22 protein-coding genes are annotated in these 21232 nt (G+C 72.0%); 2 read left to right on the forward strand and 20 right to left on the reverse strand.

Going from position 1 to position 21232, the window contains the following annotated elements; genetic code table 11:
* Positions 1 to 82: 82 nt before the first annotated feature.
* The gene (gene tsf, locus JT362_RS16585) at positions 83 to 898 is read right to left on the reverse strand and encodes a translation elongation factor Ts (RefSeq protein WP_260192118.1); all 816 of its coding nucleotides are present in this window, start codon (positions 896 to 898) and stop codon (positions 83 to 85) included.
* Positions 899 to 932: 34 nt separating this feature from the next.
* Positions 933 to 1778, reverse strand: coding sequence for a 30S ribosomal protein S2 (gene rpsB / locus JT362_RS16590; RefSeq protein ID WP_260192119.1), 846 nt, complete (start codon positions 1776 to 1778; stop codon positions 933 to 935).
* Between the two features lie 350 nt (positions 1779 to 2128).
* Between rpsB and JT362_RS35410 the strand changes: the two genes are divergently transcribed.
* Complete coding sequence (locus JT362_RS35410) at positions 2129 to 3082, forward strand: murein hydrolase activator EnvC family protein (RefSeq protein WP_311202720.1); 954 nt, start codon at positions 2129 to 2131, stop codon at positions 3080 to 3082.
* Between the two features lie 9 nt (positions 3083 to 3091).
* Here the strand turns inward: JT362_RS35410 and JT362_RS16600 are convergent, their stop codons facing one another.
* The 3 genes from JT362_RS16600 to dprA form a co-directional block, all read right to left on the reverse strand.
* Positions 3092 to 4024 (reverse strand): FliA/WhiG family RNA polymerase sigma factor, encoded by a 933-nt coding sequence (locus tag JT362_RS16600; protein ID WP_260192120.1) that lies wholly within the window; start codon positions 4022 to 4024, stop codon positions 3092 to 3094.
* The gene (locus JT362_RS16605; RefSeq protein ID WP_260192121.1) at positions 3996 to 5045 is read right to left on the reverse strand and encodes a tyrosine-type recombinase/integrase; all 1050 of its coding nucleotides are present in this window, start codon (positions 5043 to 5045) and stop codon (positions 3996 to 3998) included. The genes JT362_RS16600 and JT362_RS16605 overlap by 29 nt, the downstream gene beginning before the upstream one ends.
* Positions 5046 to 5108: 63 nt before the next feature.
* Positions 5109 to 6206 (reverse strand): DNA-processing protein DprA, encoded by a 1098-nt coding sequence (gene dprA / locus JT362_RS16610; RefSeq protein WP_260192122.1) that lies wholly within the window; start codon positions 6204 to 6206, stop codon positions 5109 to 5111.
* A gap of 300 nt (positions 6207 to 6506) precedes the next feature.
* On the opposite strand from dprA, the gene JT362_RS16615 reads away from it, so the two are divergent.
* Positions 6507 to 6953, forward strand: coding sequence for a hypothetical protein (locus JT362_RS16615; RefSeq protein ID WP_260192123.1), 447 nt, complete (start codon positions 6507 to 6509; stop codon positions 6951 to 6953).
* Positions 6954 to 7135: 182 nt separating this feature from the next.
* Here the strand turns inward: JT362_RS16615 and JT362_RS16620 are convergent, their stop codons facing one another.
* From JT362_RS16620 to JT362_RS16690, 15 genes are all read right to left on the reverse strand, one after another.
* The gene (locus JT362_RS16620; protein WP_260192124.1) at positions 7136 to 8647 is read right to left on the reverse strand and encodes a YifB family Mg chelatase-like AAA ATPase; all 1512 of its coding nucleotides are present in this window, start codon (positions 8645 to 8647) and stop codon (positions 7136 to 7138) included.
* A 310-nt stretch (positions 8648 to 8957) separates the two neighbouring features.
* Entirely contained in the window at positions 8958 to 9335 is a 378-nt protein-coding gene (locus tag JT362_RS16625) for a YraN family protein (protein ID WP_260192125.1), read from the reverse strand.
* Positions 9336 to 9472: 137 nt separating this feature from the next.
* The gene (locus tag JT362_RS16630; protein ID WP_075135190.1) at positions 9473 to 9796 is read right to left on the reverse strand and encodes a DUF2469 domain-containing protein; all 324 of its coding nucleotides are present in this window, start codon (positions 9794 to 9796) and stop codon (positions 9473 to 9475) included.
* Positions 9793 to 10524 carry a ribonuclease HII gene (locus JT362_RS16635; protein WP_260192626.1) on the reverse strand — a complete coding sequence of 244 codons (732 nt, stop codon included), beginning with the start codon at positions 10522 to 10524 and terminating at the stop codon, positions 9793 to 9795. Before JT362_RS16635 ends, JT362_RS16630 begins: the two co-directional genes overlap by 4 nt.
* Positions 10525 to 10571: 47 nt before the next feature.
* On the reverse strand, positions 10572 to 11507 hold the full coding sequence (gene lepB, locus JT362_RS16640; RefSeq protein ID WP_260192126.1) for a signal peptidase I: 936 nt from the start codon (positions 11505 to 11507) through the stop codon (positions 10572 to 10574).
* A gap of 13 nt (positions 11508 to 11520) precedes the next feature.
* Positions 11521 to 12525, reverse strand: coding sequence for a signal peptidase I (lepB, locus tag JT362_RS16645; RefSeq protein WP_260192127.1), 1005 nt, complete (start codon positions 12523 to 12525; stop codon positions 11521 to 11523).
* Positions 12526 to 12576: 51 nt separating this feature from the next.
* Positions 12577 to 12936: a 50S ribosomal protein L19 gene (gene rplS, locus JT362_RS16650; RefSeq protein ID WP_260192128.1), complete on the reverse strand. Its 360-nt coding sequence runs from the start codon at positions 12934 to 12936 to the stop codon at positions 12577 to 12579.
* Between the two features lie 158 nt (positions 12937 to 13094).
* Positions 13095 to 13841 (reverse strand): tRNA (guanosine(37)-N1)-methyltransferase TrmD, encoded by a 747-nt coding sequence (gene trmD, locus JT362_RS16655; protein WP_260192129.1) that lies wholly within the window; start codon positions 13839 to 13841, stop codon positions 13095 to 13097.
* Positions 13842 to 14357, reverse strand: coding sequence for a ribosome maturation factor RimM (gene rimM / locus JT362_RS16660; RefSeq protein ID WP_260192130.1), 516 nt, complete (start codon positions 14355 to 14357; stop codon positions 13842 to 13844).
* Positions 14358 to 14597, reverse strand: a complete 240-nt coding sequence (locus JT362_RS16665) for an RNA-binding protein (RefSeq protein ID WP_260192131.1) — start codon at positions 14595 to 14597, stop codon at positions 14358 to 14360.
* The gene (gene rpsP / locus JT362_RS16670) at positions 14594 to 15085 is read right to left on the reverse strand and encodes a 30S ribosomal protein S16 (RefSeq protein WP_260192132.1); all 492 of its coding nucleotides are present in this window, start codon (positions 15083 to 15085) and stop codon (positions 14594 to 14596) included. The genes JT362_RS16665 and rpsP overlap by 4 nt, the downstream gene beginning before the upstream one ends.
* Positions 15086 to 15239: 154 nt before the next feature.
* Positions 15240 to 15998: a CPBP family intramembrane glutamic endopeptidase gene (locus JT362_RS16675; RefSeq protein WP_260192133.1), complete on the reverse strand. Its 759-nt coding sequence runs from the start codon at positions 15996 to 15998 to the stop codon at positions 15240 to 15242.
* A 134-nt stretch (positions 15999 to 16132) separates the two neighbouring features.
* Positions 16133 to 17197, reverse strand: a complete 1065-nt coding sequence (locus JT362_RS16680) for an amidohydrolase family protein (protein WP_260192134.1) — start codon at positions 17195 to 17197, stop codon at positions 16133 to 16135.
* Positions 17194 to 18759: a signal recognition particle protein gene (gene ffh / locus JT362_RS16685; protein ID WP_260192135.1), complete on the reverse strand. Its 1566-nt coding sequence runs from the start codon at positions 18757 to 18759 to the stop codon at positions 17194 to 17196. The genes JT362_RS16680 and ffh overlap by 4 nt, the downstream gene beginning before the upstream one ends.
* Before the next feature lie 167 nt (positions 18760 to 18926).
* Positions 18927 to 21230 (reverse strand): [protein-PII] uridylyltransferase, encoded by a 2304-nt coding sequence (locus JT362_RS16690; protein ID WP_260192136.1) that lies wholly within the window; start codon positions 21228 to 21230, stop codon positions 18927 to 18929.
* Between the last annotated feature and the right edge of the window lie 2 nt (positions 21231 to 21232).

Raw genomic sequence — 21232 nt, forward strand, 5'->3', positions numbered from 1 at the left:
GTGCGAGCGACTGATTACAGGAGCGTGCCCCGCCCCCTGCGAACGCGGGGGCGGGGCACTGCCTCGCATCCTGATCGCGGGGTCAGGACTGGCCGATCTCGAAGCGGGCGAACCGCGTGACGGTCACGCCGGCCGTGTCGAGGACGGCCTTGACGGTCTTCTTGGACTCCTGCACGGACGCCTGCTCGAGCAGCACGCTGTCCTTGAAGAAGCCGTTGACGCGGCCCTCGACGATCTTGGGCAGCGCGGCCTCCGGCTTGCCCTCCTCGCGGGCGGTCTCCTCGGCGATGCGCCGCTCGCTGGCCACGACGTCCTCGGGCACCTCGTCGCGGGTGACGTAGCGCGGCTTCATCGCGGCGATCTGCATGGCCGCGCCGCGTGCCGCCTCCGCGTCGTCGCCGGTGTACTCGACCAGCACGCCGACGGTCGGCGGCAGGTCGGGGTCGCGACGGTGCAGGTAGGTGACGACGGGGCCGTCGAACACGACGACCCGGCGCAGCTCCAGCTTCTCACCGATCTTGGCCGACAGCGCCTGCACGGCGTCGGTGACCGGCTTGCCGTCCAGGTCGGCGTTGGCGAGGGCGTCCAGGTCGGCCGGCTTGGTGGCCTTGGCGACCGCGAGGATCCGGTTCGCCAGCTCCATGAAGTCGGCGTTCTTGGCGACGAAGTCGGTCTCGCAGTTCAGCTCGATCATGGCGGTGCCGTCGGCGGCGACCAGGCCGTTGGCGGTGGTGCGCTCGGCGCGCTTGCCGACGTCCTTGGCGCCCTTGATGCGCAGGAACTCGACGGCCTTGTCGAAGTCGCCGTCAGCCTCGTCGAGGGCCTTCTTGCAGGCCATCATGCCGGCGCCGGTGAGCTCCCGGAGCCGCTTGAGGTCATCGGTGGTGTAGTTCGCCATCGTGGCTCTTGTCCATCCTTCTTTCGGTACGTGCTCAGGACTCGCTCGGGGCGTCAGCCGGCTTGCCGCCGGCGTCGGCGCCCGGCGCGTTCTGGCCGACGAGAAGCTCCTGCTCCCACTCGGGCAGCGGCTCGTCGGTGGCGACGCCCGGGGCCGGCTTGTCCTGGCCGTCCGGCACGCCGTTGCGCACGCCGGCGCGGGCCATCAGCCCGGCGGCCGCGGCCTCGGCGACGACCTTGGTCAGCAGCGCGGCGGAGCGGATCGCGTCGTCGTTGCCCGGGATCGGGTAGTCGACCTCGTCGGGGTCGCAGTTGGTGTCGAGGATCGCGACCACGGGGATGTTGAGCTTGCGCGCCTCGCCGACGGCGATGTGTTCCTTCTTGGTGTCCACGATCCAGACGGCGGAGGGAACCTTCGCCATGTCGCGGATGCCGCCGAGGGTGCGCTCGAGCTTGTCCTTCTCGCGGGTGAGCATCAGGATCTCCTTCTTGGTGAGACCCTGGAAGCCGCCGGTCTGCTCCATCGACTCGAGTTCCTTGAGCCGCTGGAGGCGCTTGTGCACGGTGGAGAAGTTGGTGAGCATCCCGCCGAGCCAGCGCTGGTTGACGAACGGCATGCCGACGCGAAGCGCCTCGTTGGCGATGGCCTCCTGCGCCTGCTTCTTGGTGCCGACGAAGAGGATGGAGCCGCCGTGCGCGACGGTCTCCTTGATGAACTCGTAGGCGCGGCCGATGTAGGACAGCGTCTGCTCGAGGTCGATGATGTAGATGCCGTTGCGCTCGGTGAGGATGTAGCGCTTCATCTTCGGGTTCCAGCGGCGGGTCTGGTGCCCGAAGTGCACGCCGGAATCCAACAGCTGCTTCATGGTGACGACGGCCATGGCCTTGTTCGCACCTTCTTCTGGTCAGCGCGCCCGGGCGTTCGCCCAGGTGCGGGGTCGGTTGTCGCGGCGTCCCGCGGTGGGAGCCGCCCTGGTGCCGGTGCCGGCAGCCGGACCCGCGACAAGGGTGTTGCCGAGGGACCGCCGGATGCCGTTCCGCGCTGAGCTGGAGCACTGGCACGCGAAGTCGATCCGCGCTGCCACGGACCGCGATGGCAGTGTACGCGGTCGAGGTGTCGTCGCCCGACACACCCGCCTCTCCACCTGCCAGTTATCCACAACCACTCCGGTTGCCCACAGATTCCCCTCCGCCCCCCGCGACGCCAGGCACTCGGCGGCAGTGTGGACGCATGACCTCGATCCCGTCGCCCCGCGCGACCGCCGTGACCTCCGCCGTCGTGTGCGCCCTGCTCACGAGCCCGCTACTGCTGGCCATGGCGACCGCCCCTCCCCCGGCACCGCTCGACACCCACCAGGTGCTCACCGATCCGCCGCCCGGCGGCGGGTCCCCACATGCCGGGCCGACCCCGCACACCAGTTCGACCCCGTACGTCGGTTCGACCTCGCACGCCGACTCGACCCCGCACGCCGACTCGACCTCGCACGTCGACTCGACCTCGCACCCCGACTCGACCCCGCACCACGACTCGACCCCGCACGCCAGCGGGCCTCCCCACGTCAGCGGGCCTCCCCACGTCAGCGGGCCTCCCCACGCGGGCTCCCCGGTGTATGCAGGTTCCCTGCGGGTCGGTTCGCCTCCGCGAGCCGGCCCGACGGTGCTCGGCGCGGGCGTGTGGTCCAGCCACGTACCCCGGGCGGGTCCGCTCTGCCGCGCTCGACCGTCGCAACCCGCGCCCCCACTCCCGTCCGCACGGCAGCCCGGCCGTTTCCGGTGGCCGCTGGCGCCCCCACATCCTGTGCTCCGGCCGTTCGAGGCGCCCCTCTCCCCCTACGGCCCCGGGCACCGCGGCGTCGACCTCGGTGGCTCGGTCGACGAGGCGGTGCTGGCCGCCGCCGAGGGCGTGGTCGTGTTCGCCGGCCAGGTGGTCGATCGCTGCGTGGTGTCGGTCGACCACGCGAACGGGCTGCGCACGACCTACGAGCCGGTGGTCCCCTCGGTCACCGCCGGGCAGCGCGTCGCGGCCGGTGCCGTGCTCGGTCACCTGCGGCCAGGGCACGCCGGTTGCCCCGGAGCGCCGGCGTGCCTGCACTGGGGTGTGCGACGTCAGGCGGAGTACCTGGACCCGCTCGTCCTGGTGTCGGTCAGCCGCGTCCGGCTGCTTCCGTGGAAGGAGGACGACTAGCTCGGGTGCTCAGACCTCGGTCTTCTCGAGGAGCTTCGCGCGCAGCCGCAGCACGGCTCGGGTGTGCAGCTGGCAGACCCGCGACTCGGTGACCCCGAGAACCCGCCCGATCTCGGCGAGGGTGAGGTTCTCGAAGTAGTACAGGGTCACCACGACCCGGTCCCGCTCGGTGAGGTGCCGGATGGCCTCGGCGAGCTGCCGCCGGTTGTCCTGGTCCACCAGCAGGGCGGCGGGGTCGGGCGCCTCCTGGTCCTCGAGGATGTCGGCGAGCGGGGTGACACCGCGCCCGGCGGCGGCCAACTCGTCGAGCGCGACGACGCTGGTGAGCTGCAGCTGGGCGTAGACCTCGCGGAGCTCGCCGACCGTCATGCCGAGCTCCTCGGCCAGCTCGGCGTCGGTCGGGGTGCGGCGGAGCTGGGCGCCGAGGCGTTCGAGCGCGCGCTCGACCTCGCGGGCGCGGCCGCGGACCGAACGCGGCACCCAGTCCTGGGCGCGCAGGTCGTCGAGGATGGCGCCGCGGATGCGCTGCATGGCGTAGGTCTCGAACTTCAGGCCGCGCTCCGGCTCGAACTTCTCGATGGCGTCGACGAGGCCGAAGATCCCGGACTGGATCAGGTCGGCGACCTCGACGTGCGCGGGCAAACCGGTGCCGACGCGGCCGGCGACGTACTTGACCAGGGGCGCGTAGTGCAGCACCAGCCGGTCGCGCAGCGGCTGTTCCCGCCGCTGGCCGAAAGCCCGCCAGAGCGCGACGATGCCGGCTTCGATGTCGTCGAAGGTGCGGTGGTCACCGGGCAGCACGCCGGCGGTCTCGCCGAACCCGAACGACACGGAATGACCGTTGGTCGACGCACCGGGCGCGCCGGCCCCGGCGGTGGGCGTCGGCCCCGGTTTCCCACAGTCTTCCCCTGGATCATTGGGAGCGGGGGTGGGCTCGGTCATGTATCGCCTTCAGCCGTTCGACGGTCACATGTGTGTATAGCTGGGTCGTTGCGAGCGTAGCGTGACCAAGAAGCTCCTGGACGCTACGAAGATCGGCACCCCCCTCCAGCAGATGAGTCGCGGCAGTGTGACGCAGTCCGTGCGGGCCCATGACGGGAGCGCCCGGAACCGAACCCAGCGCTTCGTGCACGATACGTCGAACACTGCTCGGTTGGAACCGGCCACCACGTGCGCCCAACAGAAGAGCAGGTGGTGAAGTGGGTCGGGCAAGCGCCGGCCGGCCGTGCGCGAGCCACTCCCGAACCGCCCGAGCCGCTGGTTCGCCGAACGGCACCGTACGTTCCCGACCGCCTTTTCCGAGCACCACCACGACCCGCCGATCAAGATCGACATCATCGACGTCGAGCCCACTCAGCTCGGAGACCCGTACCCCGGTCGCGTACAGCAGTTCGAGCACTGCGCGATCACGCAGAGCGACCGGATCGCGCTCGGCGGCACCGGACTCGGAGGCCCGCATCAGGTCGCCGGCCTGGTCCTGCCGCAGCACGGACGGCAGCGCACGCCGAGCCCGCGGCGCCGCCAGCCGAACGCCAGGGTCGGTGGCCAGGTGGCCGCGCCGGTGCGCCCAGGCGGTGAAGGTGCGCGCGGCCGCCGACCGCCGGGCGAGCGTGGTCCGCCCGGTGCCCGCGGCACGCAGGGCGGCGAGCCAGGCACGCAGCGCCGGCAGGTCGAGCTCGGCAACCGGCCGCCCGTGGGGTTCGTCCGGTGTGTCGTCGTCCTGGCCAGCCCGACCAGCGGGTTCCGAGCCGGTCCCGTCGGTGGGGGTGACGGGTAGGCCGTGGAGAAAGCCGAGCAGGGAGACGACGTCACCCGTGTAAGCGCGGACCGTGTGCGTGGACAGGCCTCGTTCGAGCGCGAGGTGGCGCTCGTACTCGTGCACGAGGTCCTGGACGGGGGCCGGCAGCTCGGCGCGGACCCGATGGAGATCGACTCGGTTGCCTGCCGCCCGTCTTCCTGCCATGGAAGCGACGCTGCGTCATGACCGTGAGGTGAGTCAAGCACCGCCACGCGCCGGTGGCGGTTGTCATGGTTTGGGTGCCTGGCGCCAGCCCTCCTCACATCGTTCCGCCAGGCCGGTCAGCTCCAGTTCGGGCAGCAGCGCGCGTACCCGGTCGATGGACACGCCGGAGTCGACCGCGACCTGTGCGGGGGTGCGCGCCGCGCGGCGGCGGAGGGCCTCGTGGACGCGCAGGGCTTCGGTCCCGAGGCCGTCGGTCCGGCGGGTCGGGCTCTCCGGACGGTCGGCCAGGTGCTCACCGACCGGGCTGACGGCTTCGAGGACCTCGGACACCGAGCCGGCGAGGATCGCGCCGCCGGTGCGCAGCAGGTCGTGACAGCCGGCGGACTGCGCGGAGGTGATCGGTCCAGGCACGGCGAGCACGACCTTGCCCAGCGCGGCGGCGGTGGTCGCGGTGTTGCGCGCACCGCTGCGGATGCCGGCCTCGACCACGACCGTGCCACTCGACAGCGCGGCGATCAGCCGGTTGCGGACGAGGAAGCGGTAGCGGGCCGGCGGGGTGCCCGGTGGGTACTCGCTGAGCACCAGACCGCGCGGAGTGATGCGCTTGAGCAGGTCCGCGTGGCCGGCCGGGTAGCCGACGTCGATCCCGCACCCGAGCACGGCGATGGTGACCCCGTCGGCGGCGAGCGCGCCCCGGTGGGCGGCCCCGTCGATGCCGTACGCGGCCCCGGACACGATCGTCGTGCCGGCAAGAGCCATGGTGTGAGCGAGGTCGGAGGCGACGAACTCGCCGTACCCGGTCGCCGACCGCGAGCCGACGATGGAGACGGCGCGGTCGACGCTGTCGCCGAGACGTGCCGTGCCCTTCGCCCACAGGCCGACGGCGGATCCGGCCCAGCGCTGGCCTCGATCGGAGGCGGCGGCGAGGCTGAGCAGGGGCCAGGCCGGCCACTCGTCGTCCTCGGGCACGACGAGCCGGGCGCCCACTCGTTCGGCGTCGGCGATGTCGCCGGCGGCGAGGTCGAGGTGGCGACGCGCTGCGGTCTCGGCCAGAACCCGCGGCGGAACTTCCGCCGCACGTACGGCCGCCTCGGCTTCGATCGGGCCGACCGCGTCGATGAAGGCGACGAGCGCGGGCGCCGGCGGTTCGGCGACCCGCATCAGGTACGCGCGAGCGAGCCGAAGCGCATCGGGTTTGTGCCGGCGGGTGTCGGTACGCGGGGTTGGCCAGCCGGTTCCGGGTTCTGGAGGGCCGGAGGTGGGATCGGCGCGTTCTCGTGCGGGCTCGGCTGTTTTCCCCGGTTCGGGAGCGGATGGCGCGGGTTCGGAGCGTTCATCCTCGGAGCGCGCGTCTTCGCGGCGGTCGGGTTGTGGAGGAGCGGGGTGTGCAGGGTCGGGTTGCGGAGGCTCTCGGTCGGCAAGGTGGTCCTGGGCAGGAGCGGTTCCACTGGTTGGGCCGAGGTGCGGCAGCTTGAGGTCGGCGCGGCGTGGGCCTTTCCGAGGCTTGCGCGTCGAGCCGCGATCGGTGCCGGTCGACGCGGTGAGGGTGGGAGTGAGCTCGACGTCGGCGGACTCGACGTCGGCGGGCTTCCCGCTCCCGGGCGGTACGGCGGTGGGCTCGACCTCGGTGGGCTCGACCTCGGTGGGCTCGACCTCGGTGGGCTCGACCTCGGTGGGCTCGACGGCGGTGGGTTCCCCGCTCCCGGGCGGTACGGCGGTGGGCTCGACATCGCGAGGCTCCACGGCTCCAGACGGCAGGCCACCAAGCTCGACAACGTGAGGTTGCACCGTTCCGGCCAGAACGGTGCCGGTCTCCACGGTGCCGCGTCCCATGGAGTCGCGCTTCGCGAGACCGGACTCCGCGACGGCGGGTATGAGCTCGGCGGGGCTGGGCTCGGCGGAGGTTGAAACGTCGGAACTGGAGCTATCGGAGGTGGGTCCGACGGGACCAGACTCGGCGGAGGTGGGCTTCTCGGTGGCTGGGGCTGGGGTGACGTGGTCGGTGGTCGGGAGTGGGGTGCGGGTCTTGGTGGCGGTGCACTGCCTGGCCAGTAGACGTTCGACGAGGCTGGGGCTAGGGCTAGGGCTGGTCATACTGCTCTCCGGTCGCGGAATTCGAGGGCGGCGGCTACGTGGTCGGGGCCTGGACGGTCGGCTTCGGCGAGGTCGCTGAGGGTCCAGGCGACTCTCAGACATCTGTCGGCGCCTCGGGCGGTGACGGCGCCGATGTCCAGGCCTCGGTCCAGGAGGGCGGTTGTCTTTCTGGGTAAGGCGAACTCGCGGCGTAGGGCGGGGCCCGGCGCCTGAGCATTGGTGAGCCAGCCGTGTTGCTGCCAGCGTTCGACGGCTCGGCGGCGGGCCTTGTCGACTCTTGTTCGGACCTGGGCTGTCGACTCAGGCGTGTCCAGTTCGGCGGACATCGCTGTCATCGGGCGCATTCGGACTCTGAGGTCCACTCGGTCCAGGAGAGGGCCCGAGAGACGGCCGAAGTACCTGCGTCTGGCGTGCGGGGAGCAGGTGCAGTCGGAGTCCCTCGGCGGGGCGCAGGGGCAGGTGTTGGTCGCCAACACCAGTTGGAAGTTGGCGGGGTAGCGGGACACGCCGTCCCGCCTCGCCAGGCGGATCTCGCCCTGTTCGAGTGCGGTTCGGAGGGACTCGAGGCGGTGGGGTCCGAACTCGCAGGCTTCGTCCATGAACAAGATGCCGTGGTGGGCCTGGCTGATCGCGCCTGGTTTGGCCATGCCGGCGCCGCCGCCGATGAGGCCGGAGACCGACGTCGAGTGGTGTGGGGCGACGAACGGCGCCACCGTGATCAGCGGCGAGTCGGGGGCCAGGGTGCCGGCGATCGACCGGATCGCGGTGACCTCCAGGGCTTGTTCGTCGGTCAGGGGTGGGAGGAGGCCCGGGAGGCGTTCGGCGAGCATGGTCTTGCCGGTGCCGGGTGGGCCGGTGAGCAGGATGTGATGGCCGCCCGCGGCGGCGACCTCCAGTGCCCAGCGGGCCTCGGGTTGGCCGATGACGTCGCGGAGGTCCGGGATCTCGGGGGGCGGGTGGACGCGTTCGGGGTCGGGGGTGCGCAGGGCGGCGTCGTCGCCGCGGAGCCAGGTCAGGGTGTCCAGGAGGGTGCGGGCGCCGAGGATCTCCAGGCCGGTGACCAGCGCTGCCTCGGGCAGTGCGGGCTCGGGCACGATGGCGCGGCGCAGGCCGGCCTTGCGGGCGGCGAGCAGACCGGGGAGGACGCCCCGGACCGGGCGGACCCGGCCGTCGAGGGCGAGTTCGCCGATCATGACGGTGCCGGACAGGCGGTCTGTTGGCACGCGGTCCGCGGCGACGAGGACCGCGCAGGCCAGGGCCAGGTCGTAGCCGGAACCGCCCTTCGGCAGTGCGGCCGGGGACAGTGCCAGGGTGACGAGTTCGCCCGGCCATTCCTCGGAGCTGTTGCGGATGGCGGCTCGGACGCGTTCCTTCGCCTCGTTGAGGGAGGCGTCGGGAAGGCCGACGATCTGGGTTCTCGGGCGCCCGCCGCCGATGTCGGCTTCGATCTCGACGGCGACGCCGTCCACGCCGAACAGGGCGACGGACCAGGCACGAGCGAGTGGCATCACGCGGCTCCGATCGTGCGATGACGGCCCGGGCTGGGTTCGGGTCGCGACGCGGGGCCCTGGTCGGGAGACGACGCGGGCCAGGTGGTCCGCTCGCGCATGACCACGAGGGTCGGGACGGGGATCGGAGATTGTCGGCGGGTTCGTGCTGGGTTTGGTGTGGGTCGTGGGGTCGGGGTTGAGGACAGGGTCGATGGGGCGCACTGAGCGAGGGCCGGTGCGGGCCGTGCGCGTGTCGGTGAGGGGGGTGTTGGGAGGATCGGAGCGGGGGACGGCCGGGAGTTCAGCGTGGGCCTCGGTGGCGTGGGCATCAGAACGCCGCCTTGAAGTGTTGGAGCTTCGGGGGCTCGTTCCGGGGCCACGTGATGGCGATGATGTCGAAGCGTTCCGGGCACCATCTGACGTGGTGGTCGGCTCGCCAGCGGCGCGCCAGGCGGCGTATTCGGAGGCCTTTCTCGAAGGTCACGGCCTCGGCGGGGTGGCCGTAGTTGGTGCTGGTTCTGGTCTTGACCTCGCAGATGATCAGGTTGTGCCTGTCGGTGGCCACCAGGTCCAGCTCACCCTCGGGACACCGCCAGTTCTTGGACAGCACGATCAGGCCCTGGCGCTCCAGGTACCGGGCGGCCAGGACTTCGCCTTTCGCGCCGGTGCGTAGGTGCGGGGCTGTGGGGGTGGTGTGGGTCGTCATGGCACTCACCGTCCCGGTTCATGGGGACGGGGGCCATGGGGGTGCGCTCAGCTGTGGACAACCCGGGGGGTTGGCGGCGGCTGTGGATAGCCGGGGTGGGATGGGACGGTGGGTGTGGTAGCGGGCGCTGCCAGCGGTCAGGTGCCGAAGGGGCCTTCTTCTGGCAGGCGGAGCTCGGGCTTGTCCAGCTCCTCCACGTTGACGTCCTTGAACGTGATCACTCGGACGTTCTTCACGAACCGGGCGGGGCGGTACATGTCCCACACCCACGCGTCGGACATCCGCACCTCGAAGTAGACCTCACCGTCGGAGTCGCGTACCTGCACGTCGACCCCGTTGGCCAGGTAGAACCGCCGTTCCGTCTCCACCACGTAGGAGAACTGGCTGACGATGTCGCGATACTCCCGGTAGAGCTGCAGCTCCATCTCGGTCTCGTACTTCTCGAGATCCTCCGCGCTCATGCGGTTTCGCGCTCCTCCTGCTCGACTGGTGTCGACCTCCCATTCTGAACCACGGCGGCCGCCGCCACACTCAAGGCCACCGGGTGTGGCGCGCGCATCCCGTGGGCCAGGCCCGCCGCGGCCACGTTCACGTACGACCAGCGGTGCGCGTGGCTGGGGCCGTGAGCCGCCAACGCCGCGCTGTGCGCCCCCGTGCAGTAGCCCTTGTGCTCGTCGAAGCCGTACGCCGGCAGCGACTCGTGGAGCTCGGCCATGATGCGGTCACGGGTCACCTTGGCCAGCACGGACGCCGCCGCCACACACGCCACGGCCTGGTCGCCCTTGACCACCGGCATGCTCGGTGCGGTGAGCCCCGGCACCCGGAAACCGTCGATCAGCACGTATCCAGGATGCGTCCGGAGGCGCGCGATCGCGCGGCGCATGCCCTCGATGTTCGACACGTGTACCCCGATCAGGTCGACTTCCTCCACCGGGACGATCACCACGGAGTAGTCGAGGGCGCGCTTGCGCACGAGGTCGAACATGCGGTCGCGGGCGGCCGCGGTCAGCAGCTTCGAGTCGGTCAGGCCCTCGAAGCGGGCCGCGTCGCCGGGGCGGAGCACGCACGAGGCGACCACGAGCGGACCGGCGCACGCGCCTCGGCCCGCCTCGTCCACGCCGGCGACCGGGCCGAGGCCGCGGCGGTCGAGGGCGGCCTGCAACGCCCAGTTGCCGGAGTCCCGCCGCATGATCGCCCGCGGGGGGCGGGACTCCAGCCAGTCGAGATGGGCCCGGGTCACTGCTTGTCTCCCGATCCCGGAGATTCACTCGATCGGATGGACTTTACGGTGTTGCGGACCCGGCGGCCGAGCCAGAGGGTCGGCCAGGCGGCGACGAGACCGACGCCGAGCGGCAGGCTGGACGGCAGAACGAAGGACAGGGCGACGTTGTCGACCTGCGGGTCGTGGTCGCCGACGCCCTGCCAGCGCGACGGCGGCAGCACGATGTACCGCGCCTTGCCGATCACGTTGTCCACCGGCACCAGGCCGTTGCGGCCACCGCCGCCCTGGCAGCGGGAGTCACACGAGTTGTTCCGGTTGTCGCCGAGCACCCACAGGTAGCCGTCCGGCACGTTGATCGGCGGGAACTGTTCCTGCTCCCCCGACCCTGGCGCCCAGTAGATGTACGGCTCGTCCAGTGGCCGGCCGTCGACCAGCACCCGGTTCTGCTCGTCGCAGCACTCCACGGTCTGGCCACCGACGGCCACGACGCGCTTCACGACGTCGTCCTCGTCGGGTGAGGCGAGGCCGAACGCGGCGCCGATGTCCTGCAGCCAGGAGACGAACGCGTTGCTGGAGCGCTCGGACCTGAACTCGGACTGGTTCCAGGTGTCCGGCCGCTCGAACACCACGACCTCGCCCGGCTCCGGCTCGCCGAAGTTGAAGACCAGTTTGTCGACCAGCACGCGGTCGCCGTAGCAGCCGGCGCAGCCGTGCAGCGTCTGCTCCATCGACTCGGACGGGATCACGAAGACCCGGGCCAGGAAGGTCTGGATGAGCAGCGCCAGCAGGAGCGCGACCCCGATGAGGATCGGCAGCTCCTTCCAAAAGGATCGCTGCTTCTTCTTGCGCCGGTTCTTGCGTCCGAGGGTCTCTTCGCGATCCGGCTCCGGCCGGTCGTCCCCCTCGTCCTCGTTGTCCCTGTTGTTTCCGGAGTGTGCGACGTCTGCCACTTGTGCAGGGTACCTAGGAGGAAGGGTCGGACCGGCGGGGTGGGCGGACCACCCAGCGCAGGCGGCGAGTCAGCCACAACGCCGGCCACGCGGCCACCAGACCGACGGTCGCGGGCAGGCCGGCCTGCCACGCCGGGGCGCCCATCGCCATCGGGATGCCGGCCTGCGGGTTGTGATCGCCGACCCCGCGCCAGCGGGACGGCGGCAGCACGATGTACCGCGCCTTGCCGATCACGTTGTCCAGCGGAACCACACCCCGAATGCCGCCGCCACCCTGGCAGCGGGAGTCGCACGAGTCGCTGCGGTTGTCCCCCATCACCCACAGGGTGCCCTCGGGGACCAGGACCGGCTCGAACCGCTGCTGGGCGTCCGGTTCGCCGTTCTGCCAATAGATGTACGGCTCGTCGAGCGGCCGGCCGTCGACCAGGACCCGCCACTGGTCGTCGCAGCACTGGACGGTCTGGCCGCCGACCGCGATCACCCGCTTGACGAAGTCGCGCTCGTCCGGGGGCGCCAGGCCGACCAGGGCGCCGATCTGGCGCAGGGCGTCGACCACGACGTTGTCGGACTCGGGCTCGGCGACGTCGTTCTCCGTCCACGCGTCGGGGCCCTTGAAGACGACGACGTCGCCGGGTTCCGGGTCGCCGAACGTGTAGACGAGCTTGTCGACGAGGACGCGGTCGCCCGTGCAGCCGGGGCAGCCGTGCAGCGTCTTCTCCATGGAGCCGGACGGGATGGAGTAGACGCGACCGATGAACTGCTGGATCAGGAAGGTGAGCAGTACCGCCACCGCGACCAGGGTCAGCAGCTCACGCCACAGCGGCTGCTTCTTCGGGGGGCGGCGGTGCCGGCCACGGCGTTTCGACCGGCGGGTGTCGTCGGTTGGCGCGTCGGCCGGTTCGTCGGCGGGCGACTCCCCTGGTGCCGGGCGATCGGAGTGGTCGGCGGGGTCGTTCCCGCCGACCGTCGGGATCTGCTCGGTGCGGTCCGGGTCATCCTCAGGCGATTGAGCATGCACAGGGGTGACCACGAAACCAGGCTACGGGAGATCGCGAACCGTGGCTCCCGGTCAGGAGGTCGGCGCCGTCTCGCGCTTCTCCTTGATCTTGGCGGCCTTGCCGCGCAGCTCGCGCAGGTAGTACAGCTTCGCGCGGCGCACGTCACCCCGGCGGTCGACCTCGATCTTCGCGATGTTCGGGGAGTGCACCGGGAAGGTGCGCTCCACGCCGACGCCGAAGGAGATCTTGCGCACCGTGAAGGTCTCGCGGATGCCACCGCCCTGCCGGCGGATGACGGCGCCCTTGAAGACCTGGGTCCGCTCGCGGGAGCCCTCGATGACGCGGACGTGGACCTTCAGCGTGTCGCCCGGGCGGAAAGCCGGGACGTCGGAGCGCAGCGACTTCGCGTCCAGGGCATCCAGGGTGTTCATCGGTGTATCCGTCCTCATGTCGTTCGTGCGTCCCCAAGGCTCGGTACGAGTCCAGATCAACCTTGAGGGAAGTCAACGTCGAGCGCGCCCGAGACGCCACCCGGTCGCAGCAACCCACCGATTATGTCACGCGCGATTAGTCGACGGGCGCGGGGGGATCAGCCGTCGGCGCGCAGTCGCTCCAGCGTGGCGAGGTCGTGCTTGTCCAGCGACCCGTCCGGCAGGGCGTCCAACAGGTCGGGGCGGCGGTGGAACGTGCGCTCCAGCGCCTGGTCACGCCGCCAGCGGGCGATCGCGCCGTGGTTGCCGGAGCGCAGCACGTCCGGGACCGCGAGGTCGCGCCACACCTCGGGTCGGGTGTAGCTCGGGCCTTCGAGCAGGCCGTCGGAGAACGAGTCCTGTTCGGCGGAGGCGGGGTTGCCGAGCACGCCGGGCAGCAGGCGGGCGACGGCCTCGACCATCGTCATCACCGCGACCTCGCCGCCGACCAGCACGTAGTCGCCGACGGAGACCTCGTCGACCGGCATCCGGCGGGCGGCGTCGTCGAGCACACGCTGGTCGATGCCCTCGTAGCGGCCGCAGGCGAACAGCAGCCACTCCTCCCCCGCGTACTCGCGGGCGAGGGCCTGGGTGAACGGGCGGCCGGCGGGGGTTGGCACGACGAGCCGCGGGGTGCCGGTGGCGCACAGCTCGTCCAGGGCCTCGCCCCAGACCTGGGGCTTCATCACCATGCCGGGACCGCCGCCGTAGGGGCTGTCGTCGACGGCCTTGTGCACGTCGTGGGTCCACTTGCGCAGGTCGTGGACGTCCAGGGAGAGCAGGCCGCGCTCGATCGCGCGGCCGAGGAGCGCCTGGCGCAACGGGTCCAGGTACTCGGGGAAGATCGTCACGACGTCGATGCGCACTTACAGCAGGCCTTCCGGCGGGTCCAGGACCACGCGGCCGCCGGCGACGTCGACCTCGGGAACGATCGCGCGGACGAACGGCACCAGCACCTCGGTTTCGTCGTCCCGGCGCAGGACGAGCAGTTCGCCGCCGGGCCCGCGGGCGATCTCGGCGACCCGGCCGACCTCGGTGCCGTCGGCGAGGACGGCGACCAGGCCCTCGAGCTCGTGGTCGTAGAAGGCGTCCGGGTCGTCGGACGGCGGCAGTTCGGCCGCGTCGACCAGCAGTTGCGCGCCGCGGAGGGTCTCGGCGGCGTCGCGGTCGGGAACCTCGTCGAAGCGGACCAGCAGGCGGCCGGAGTGGTGGCGCACCGACGAAACCGTGAGCGCGCGGCGCGAACGGTCCCGGAGCCGTGCGGAGAGCACGGCCCCGGGGGCGAAACGTTCATCCGGCGCGTCGGTGTGGATGTCGACGGCCAGCTCGCCGGCGATGCCGTGTGCCTTGGCAACGCGGCCGACCAGGAGCAGATCGGTCATCTACTGGTCGGTGTCGACGACGTCCACTCGGATGCCGCGACCGCCGATGCCGGCCATCACGGTGCGCAGCGAGGTGGCGGTGCGGCCGCCCCGGCCGATGACCTTGCCGAGATCGTCCGGGTTGACGTGCAGTTCGAGGGTGCGGCCGCGGCGGGTGGTCACCAGCTCGACACGCACGTCGTCCGGGTTGTCGACGATGCCACGTACCAGGTGTTCGAGAGCATCAGCCAAGAAACTCACGACTCTTCCTTGGCACCCTCGTCAGCCGGCTTCTCGGCCTTCTCGTCGGCCTTCGCGTCGGTCTTCGCGTCGGCCTTGTCATCGGCCTTCTTCTTGGCCGCGCCACCCTTCTTCTTCGGGGTGGTGGCCTCGGTGGTCGGCTCCTCGCCCGCGGCCTTGAGGGCGGCCTCGAACAGCTCCTGCTTGGTCGGCTTGGCCTCCGCGTGCTTCAGCGTGCCCTCGCTGCCCGGCAGGCCCTTGAACTTCTGCCAGTCGCCGGTGATCTCCAGGATCCGCTGGACCGACTCGGTGGGCTGCGCGCCGACACCCAGCCAGTACTGGGTGCGCTCGGAGTCGACCTCGATCAGGCTCGGCTCGTCCTTCGGGTGGTACCGGCCGATCGTCTCGATCGCCTTGCCGCTGCGGCGGGTGCGGGCGTCGGAGACGATGACGCGGTAGTACGGCGCCCGGATCTTGCCGAGACGCTGCAGCTTGATCTTGACTGCCACGGGTGGTGGTGCTCCTCAACTGGTGATGGTTCAGGGCGCCGGCTGCCCGCGTGGGGACTGCGGAACCGCTGGTGCCCGAAGTTCGGTGGCGTCATGGCGCGGTGAGAGGGTCCGGCCACGACGGACAGCCGTACATTCTGCCAGACCGGTCCGGTCAGGCCGGCATGGCCCCGACCGCGACCAGCAGCGCCGCGAGCGCGGGCAGGAAGTTGTTGATCTGGTGGGCGACGATGCTCGCGCCGAGCCGGCCGGTGAACAGGCGCGCGAGACCGATCGGAATGCCGATCACGAGCAGCAGCGAGGTACGCAGCGGCTCGAGGTGGCTGATCGCGAAGATGACCGTGGTCAGGGTGAACACCGCCCACCGGCCCCACTTGAGCCGTTCGAGCGCGCCCCAGAGCAGGCCGCGGTAGATGACCTCCTCGCAGACCGGCGCGACCAGCCAGACGAACAGGAACATGGTGATCGCGGCGGCCAGGGGCATCCGCTCGTTCTCGACGAGGCGGCCGACGGCGGAGGACGCGTTCTCGTCGCCGACGACGTTGGTCCACACGACGGCCCCGACCGTGGTGCAGACCAGGCCGATCGCGCCGAACTTGAACCCGGCGCGGAGGTCCTCGCGGTGGAACGACCAGCGCAGGTCGAGCTTGGGCCCGTTGCCGCGGAGCTTGGTGACCAGCACCGCGGTGACCGCGGCGAGGACGGTGGGCACCATGGTGCCGAGCAGGACGACGGTGCTGGAGGTGGGGGCGTCCGGGGCGACGACGCCGACGAGGGCGCCGATGACGACCGCGGAGAGAACGAAGACGGCGTAGACGACGAGGAAGGCGCCGAACCCCCAGCGGTGTGTCCGGGTCGGCGGGTCGGTGCGGTCCGTCGCCGCGGCCTCCGTCGCTTCCCGTTCGGTCGTCACTTGTTCGAGAGTAGTCCGTTCGGCCGCGCGCAACCGGACAAGCTGGGGCTTTCGGGGATGAAGCAGGACGGGAACGTACGACTCGCCGGACGGGAACGTACGACTCGCGGGACGGGAACGTACGACTCGCGGGTTCAGCGTGGGAGCAGGCGGCCGCGGAGGATCAGGTGCGTGGGGGTGCGGAGCGTGTCCAGGTTCTCGCGGGGGTCGGTGGCGTAGGCGACGATGTCGGCGGCGGAGGAGTCCTGGATGCCGGACCAGCCGAGCCACGAGCGGGCGTTCCAGGACGCGGCGGCGATGGCCTGTTCGCGGGTCATGCCGGTCTCGTGCAGGGCGACGATCTCGTCGACGATGCGGCCGTGGGCGATGCCGCCCCCGGCGTCGGTGCCGGCGTAGACGGGGATACCGGCCTCGATGGCGGTGCCGACGGTGCGGCGGACGCGGCCGTAGAGGTCGAGCATGTGGCCGGCGTAGCGCGGGTACTTGCTCGCGCCGGCGGCGATGCCGGGGAACGTCTCGATGTTGATCAGGGTCGGGACCAGGGCGGTGCCGTGGTCGACCATGGCGGCGACGGTGTCGTCGGTGAGGCCGGTGCCGTGCTCGATGCAGTCGATGCCGGCCTCGATCAGGGGCAGCAGCGCGTCGGAGCCGAAGACGTGGGCGGTCACCCGCGCGCCGGCGGCGTGGGCGACGCGGATGGCCTCGGCGAGGATGTCGTCCGGCCAGAGCGGCGCGAGGTCGCCGACCTCGCGGTCGATGTAGTCGCCGACGAGCTTCACCCAGCCGTCGCCGTTGGCGGCCTGCTCGGCGACGACGTCGGGCAGCAGCGACGGGTCGTCGAGTTCCTCGGCCATCCCCCGGATGTAGCGCTTGGGGCGGGCGATGTGCCGGCCGGCGCGGATCAGCCTGGGCAGGTCGAGGCGTTCCTGCAGGGGGCTGGTGTCGATCGGTGAGCCGCAGTCGCGGATCAGCAGGGCGCCCGCGTCGCGGTCGGTGACCGCCTGGGTCGCCGCCTCCGCCAGGTCCTCGGCGATGCCGACGTGGCAGTGGGCGTCCACCAGGCCGGGCAGCAGGTAGCCGCCGTCGACCACGGTCCGCGCGCCCGGCACCGGCTCGGTGCGGATCCGGCCGTTGACGATCCAGAGGTCGCGCTCCTCCTCCTCGGGGAGCACGACGCCGCGCAGGTGGAGAGCGGTCACTTGCCCTTGCCCTTGCCGTCCTTCGGCAGCTTGATGTTCTTGGGGTCGAAGCCCGGCGGGAGCTGGTCGAGGCCGGCGAGTCCCGGCGGCAGCTGGTTGAGGCCGGGCGGCATCTTCGACAGGTCGGGCATCGCGCCGCCGGGCGGCATCATGCCGGGCAGGCCGCCGCGCACCTTGGGCGGCGTCGGGCCGCGCCCCTTGCCCTTCTTCCCCTTCTTGCCCTTGCGGGACTTGCTGCCCCGGTTGCCGCCGGGCAGGCCGAACCGGCCGGCCATCTGCTGCATCATCTTGCGGGCCTCGTAGAACCGGTTCACCAGGTCGTTGACCTCGCGGATCGCGACGCCGGAGCCCTTGGCGATGCGTTGCCGGCGGGAGGCGTTGATGATCTTGGGGTTGTCCCGCTCCGCGGGGGTCATGCCGCGGATGATCGCCTGCAGCCGGTCGAGGTGCTTGTCGTCGACCTGGGCGAGCTGGTCCTTCATCTGGCCGGCGCCGGGCAGCATGCCGAGCAGGTTCGCGATCGGGCCCATCTTGCGGACCGCGAGCATCTGCTCCAGGAAGTCCTCCAGGGTCAGCTCGCCGGTGCCGATCTTCGCCGCGGCGGCCTCGGCCTGCTCCTGGTCAAACGCCTGCTCGGCCTGCTCGATCAGGGTGAGCACGTCGCCCATGCCGAGGATGCGCGAGGCCATCCGGTCGGGGTGGAAGGTGTCGAAGTCCTCGAGCTTCTCGCCGTTCGACGCGAACATGATCGGCTGACCGGTGACCTCGCGGACCGACAGCGCGGCGCCACCCCGGGCGTCGCCGTCGAGCTTGGTGAGGACCACGCCGGTGAAGCCGACGCCATCGCGGAACGCCTCGGCCGTGCTGACCGCGTCCTGGCCGATCATCGCGTCGACCACGAACAGCACCTCGTCGGGCTGCACGACCTCGCGGATGTCGGCGGCCTGGCGCATCATCTCCTCGTCCACGCCCAGCCGGCCGGCGGTGTCGACGATGACGATGTCGTGCTGGGCGCGCTTGGCCTCCTCGATCGACCGGCGCGCCACGTCGACCGGGTCGCCGACGCCGTTGCCCGGTTCGGGCGCGAACGTCGGCACGCCGGCGCGCTCGCCGACGACCTGCAGCTGGGTGACCGCGTTGGGCCGCTGGAGGTCGCAGGCGACGAGCAGTGGCGTGTGGCCCTGGCCGACCAGGTGCTTGGCGAGCTTGCCGGCGAGCGTGGTCTTACCGGAACCCTGCAGGCCGGCGAGCATGATCACGGTCGGCGGCGTCTTGGCCAGGCTCAGCCGCCTGGTCTCGCCGCCGAGGATGCCGACGAGCTCCTCGTTGACGATCTTGACGACCTGCTGCGCCGGGTTGAGCGCCCCGGAGACCTCGGCTCCCTTGGCGCGTTCCTTGACGTTCGCGATGAACGTCCGCACCACGGGCAGGGCGACGTCGGCCTCCAGCAGCGCGATCCTGATCTCGCGCGCGGTGGCGTCGATGTCGGCGTCGGACAGCCGGCCCCGGCCGCGCAGGTTCTGCAGGACCGAGGTGAGCCGGTCGGAAAGAGTGTCGAACACGACGTCGAGGGTAGCCGCTCCCCGGGTATGGACGTCGGGACGGGCTCGACCCCTCGACGAGCCCAGTCCCGAGTCCGCACACCCTCCCCGTTGTGCGGGTTCCAGCATCGCGAACCGGACGAAAGCCCAGGAGCGTGATCGCCCCCGGTCGAACTAGGGACAACTACTCAGACGGCGGCCAGCACCGCCGCCTCGATCTCCCGCCGCCGGTCCTCGGGCGCGGCGGCGAAGCAGAAGGAGGCGATCGAGGTGCCGCCGACCTGTATGGCCCGCGCCCAGACGACGTCGACGCCGCACCGCTCCAGGGCCTGGGCGACGTCGTGCAGCAGGCCGAGCCGGTCGGCCGCGCGCAGTTCGAGCACGACCCCGCCGCCTGCTTCGCCGTCGAACCACAGCACCTTCGGCTCCGGGGGGTCGGGGAGCCGGTCGGCGTAGTCGCGTTCCTTGGCGGCGAGCCGCTCGGCGAGCGGGAGCGACCCGGACACCGCGCGGGCGAACTGCTCGCGGAGCAGGGCGGGGTCGGGCAGCGAACCGAACCGGGGGGACACGGCGAACGTGTCGACCGCGACGCCGGCATGCGCGCGCAGGTCGGCGGCGTGCACGGTGAGCGAGTGCAGGGCGAGCACGCCGGCGGCGCGGGACAGCAGGCCGGGGTGGTCGGGAGCGGCCATGATGATGGTGCGGGTGTCGACCAGCACGTCGGGTCGGCCGGACGCGGCCACGGACCCGGCGAGCGCGCGGGCGGCGGTGTCCAGCGGGGTCGGTTCGGCGGGACGTTCGCCGGCCATCGCGGCCCGGCAGCGGGCGACGAGGTCGGCGACCAGGGCGGCCTTCCAGTCGGTCCACACGCCGGGGCCGGTGGCGAGCGAGTCGGCCTCGGTCAGCGCGGCCAGCAGCTCCAGCAGGACCGGGTCGCCGTCGAGGGTGTCGACGACGCGGCGGACGGTGGCCTCGTCCTCGATGTTGCGGCGGGTCGCGGTGTGCGGGAGCAGCAGGTGGTGGCGGACCATCGCGGACAGCGTGGTCACGTCGCCGTCGGTCAGCCCGAGGCGTTCGCCGACCTGGGTGGCGAGTGCGGCGCCGACGACCGAGTGGTCGGCCGAGTGCTCGGAGCCACGGCCCTTGCCGAGGTCGTGCAGCAGGGTGCCGACGAGCAGCAGGTCGGGCCGGGACACGCGGGTGACCAGCCGGGTGGCGTGCGTGGTGGCCCGGACGAGGTGCCGGTCGACGGTCCAGGCGTGCGCGTGGTCGCGGGGTGGCAGGTCCCGCACGGCGCCCCATTCGGGGAACAGGCGCGCCCACAGGCCGGTGCGGTCCAGCGCCTCGACCACGTCGACCAGGCCGTCGCCCGCGCCGAGCAGCGACACCAGCTCCCGGCGGACCGGTTCGGGCCACGGGCCGCGGAGTTCGGGTGCGGACTCACCGAGCCGGGCGAGTGTGCCGGGGGCGATCGGCTGGCCGGTGCGGGCGGCCGCGGCGGCGACGCGCAGCAGCAGGCCGGGGTCGCGGGCCGGATCGGCGTCGCGGGCGAGGGTGACCTCGTCGGCGTGCAGGACGACCCCGTCGGCGAGCGGGCGGCGAGCGGGGGCGCGGCGCAGGACGCCGAGCACGGTGCGGCGGGGCTGGGCGGCGCGGAACGCGGTGTCGAGGGCGTAGGCGACCGCGCGACCGGCTCCGGACAGTGCCCTGGCGAGGGTGAAGCGGTCGCCGATGCCGAGGACCGAGGCGACCTCGTCGCCGTCCTGGGGCATCAGCACGTCGCGCGGCCGGCCGGCGAGGCGGCGCAACTCGGTGCGGGTGTCGAGCAGGAGCCGGCGGGCGTGTGCGACCTCGCCCGCCGGGCGGTCGACGAGCTGGGCCGCGGCCAGCGCGTCGAGGATCGCCAGGTCGCGCAGCCCGCCTCGGCCGTGCTTGAGGTCCGGCTCGACCCAGTGCGCCACCTCGCCGGCGCGCCGCCAGCGGTCACGGGCGGAGGCGGCGAGGTCGTCGAGGCGGGCGCGCGCGCCGGTCCGCCAGGTCTCGCGGGCCCGGTCGGCGAGGTGGCGGCTGAGCGCGGCGTCACCGGCGAGGTGCCGGGCGTCGAGCAGGCCGAGCGCGGTGCGCGGGTCGCGGCCGGCGACCGTGACGGCCTCGGCGACCGTGCGCACCGAGTGGTCCAGGCCGACGCCGGCGTTCCACAGCGGGTACCAGAGCCGCTCGGCGGTCGCGGCGATCGCGGTGCCGCCGGTGTGCACGAGCACGAGGTCGAGGTCGGCGTACGGGACGAGCTCGCGCCGGCCGAGGCCGCCCAGCGCGACCAGCGCGACGCCCGTGCCGATCCCGGCGTGTGCGGCGTGCACGGTCAGCCAGAACTCGTGCAGGTCGGCGAGCGCCTCGCGCAGCGCGTCGGCGGAGAGCCGGTGCGGCCCGCGGCCGCCGAGCAGGCGGTCGCGGGCCAGCACCAGGTCCGCCGCGGTGGGGGCGACGGACACCG

The organism is Actinophytocola gossypii (assembly GCF_025165815.1).
Taxonomy (GTDB): domain Bacteria; phylum Actinomycetota; class Actinomycetes; order Mycobacteriales; family Pseudonocardiaceae; genus Actinophytocola; species Actinophytocola gossypii.

Excerpts from the sequence above, each read along its gene's own strand:
- tsf (WP_260192118.1), bottom strand. The coding sequence starts at position 898 with ATGGCGAACTACACCACCGATGACCTCAAGCGGCTCCGGGAGCTCACC.
- rpsB (WP_260192119.1), bottom strand. The coding sequence starts at position 1,778 with ATGGCCGTCGTCACCATGAAGCAGCTGTTGGATTCCGGCGTGCACTTC.
- JT362_RS35410 (WP_311202720.1), top strand. The coding sequence starts at position 2,129 with ATGACCTCGATCCCGTCGCCCCGCGCGACCGCCGTGACCTCCGCCGTC.
- JT362_RS16600 (WP_260192120.1), bottom strand. The coding sequence starts at position 4,024 with ATGACCGAGCCCACCCCCGCTCCCAATGATCCAGGGGAAGACTGTGGG.
- JT362_RS16605 (WP_260192121.1), bottom strand. The coding sequence starts at position 5,045 with ATGGCAGGAAGACGGGCGGCAGGCAACCGAGTCGATCTCCATCGGGTC.
- dprA (WP_260192122.1), bottom strand. The coding sequence starts at position 6,206 with ATGCGGGTCGCCGAACCGCCGGCGCCCGCGCTCGTCGCCTTCATCGAC.
- JT362_RS16620 (WP_260192124.1), bottom strand. The coding sequence starts at position 8,647 with ATGCCACTCGCTCGTGCCTGGTCCGTCGCCCTGTTCGGCGTGGACGGC.
- JT362_RS16625 (WP_260192125.1), bottom strand. The coding sequence starts at position 9,335 with ATGACGACCCACACCACCCCCACAGCCCCGCACCTACGCACCGGCGCG.
- JT362_RS16630 (WP_075135190.1), bottom strand. The coding sequence starts at position 9,796 with ATGAGCGCGGAGGATCTCGAGAAGTACGAGACCGAGATGGAGCTGCAG.
- JT362_RS16635 (WP_260192626.1), bottom strand. The coding sequence starts at position 10,524 with ATGCGGCGGGACTCCGGCAACTGGGCGTTGCAGGCCGCCCTCGACCGC.
- rplS (WP_260192128.1), bottom strand. The coding sequence starts at position 12,936 with ATGAACACCCTGGATGCCCTGGACGCGAAGTCGCTGCGCTCCGACGTC.
- rimM (WP_260192130.1), bottom strand. The coding sequence starts at position 14,357 with ATGACCGATCTGCTCCTGGTCGGCCGCGTTGCCAAGGCACACGGCATC.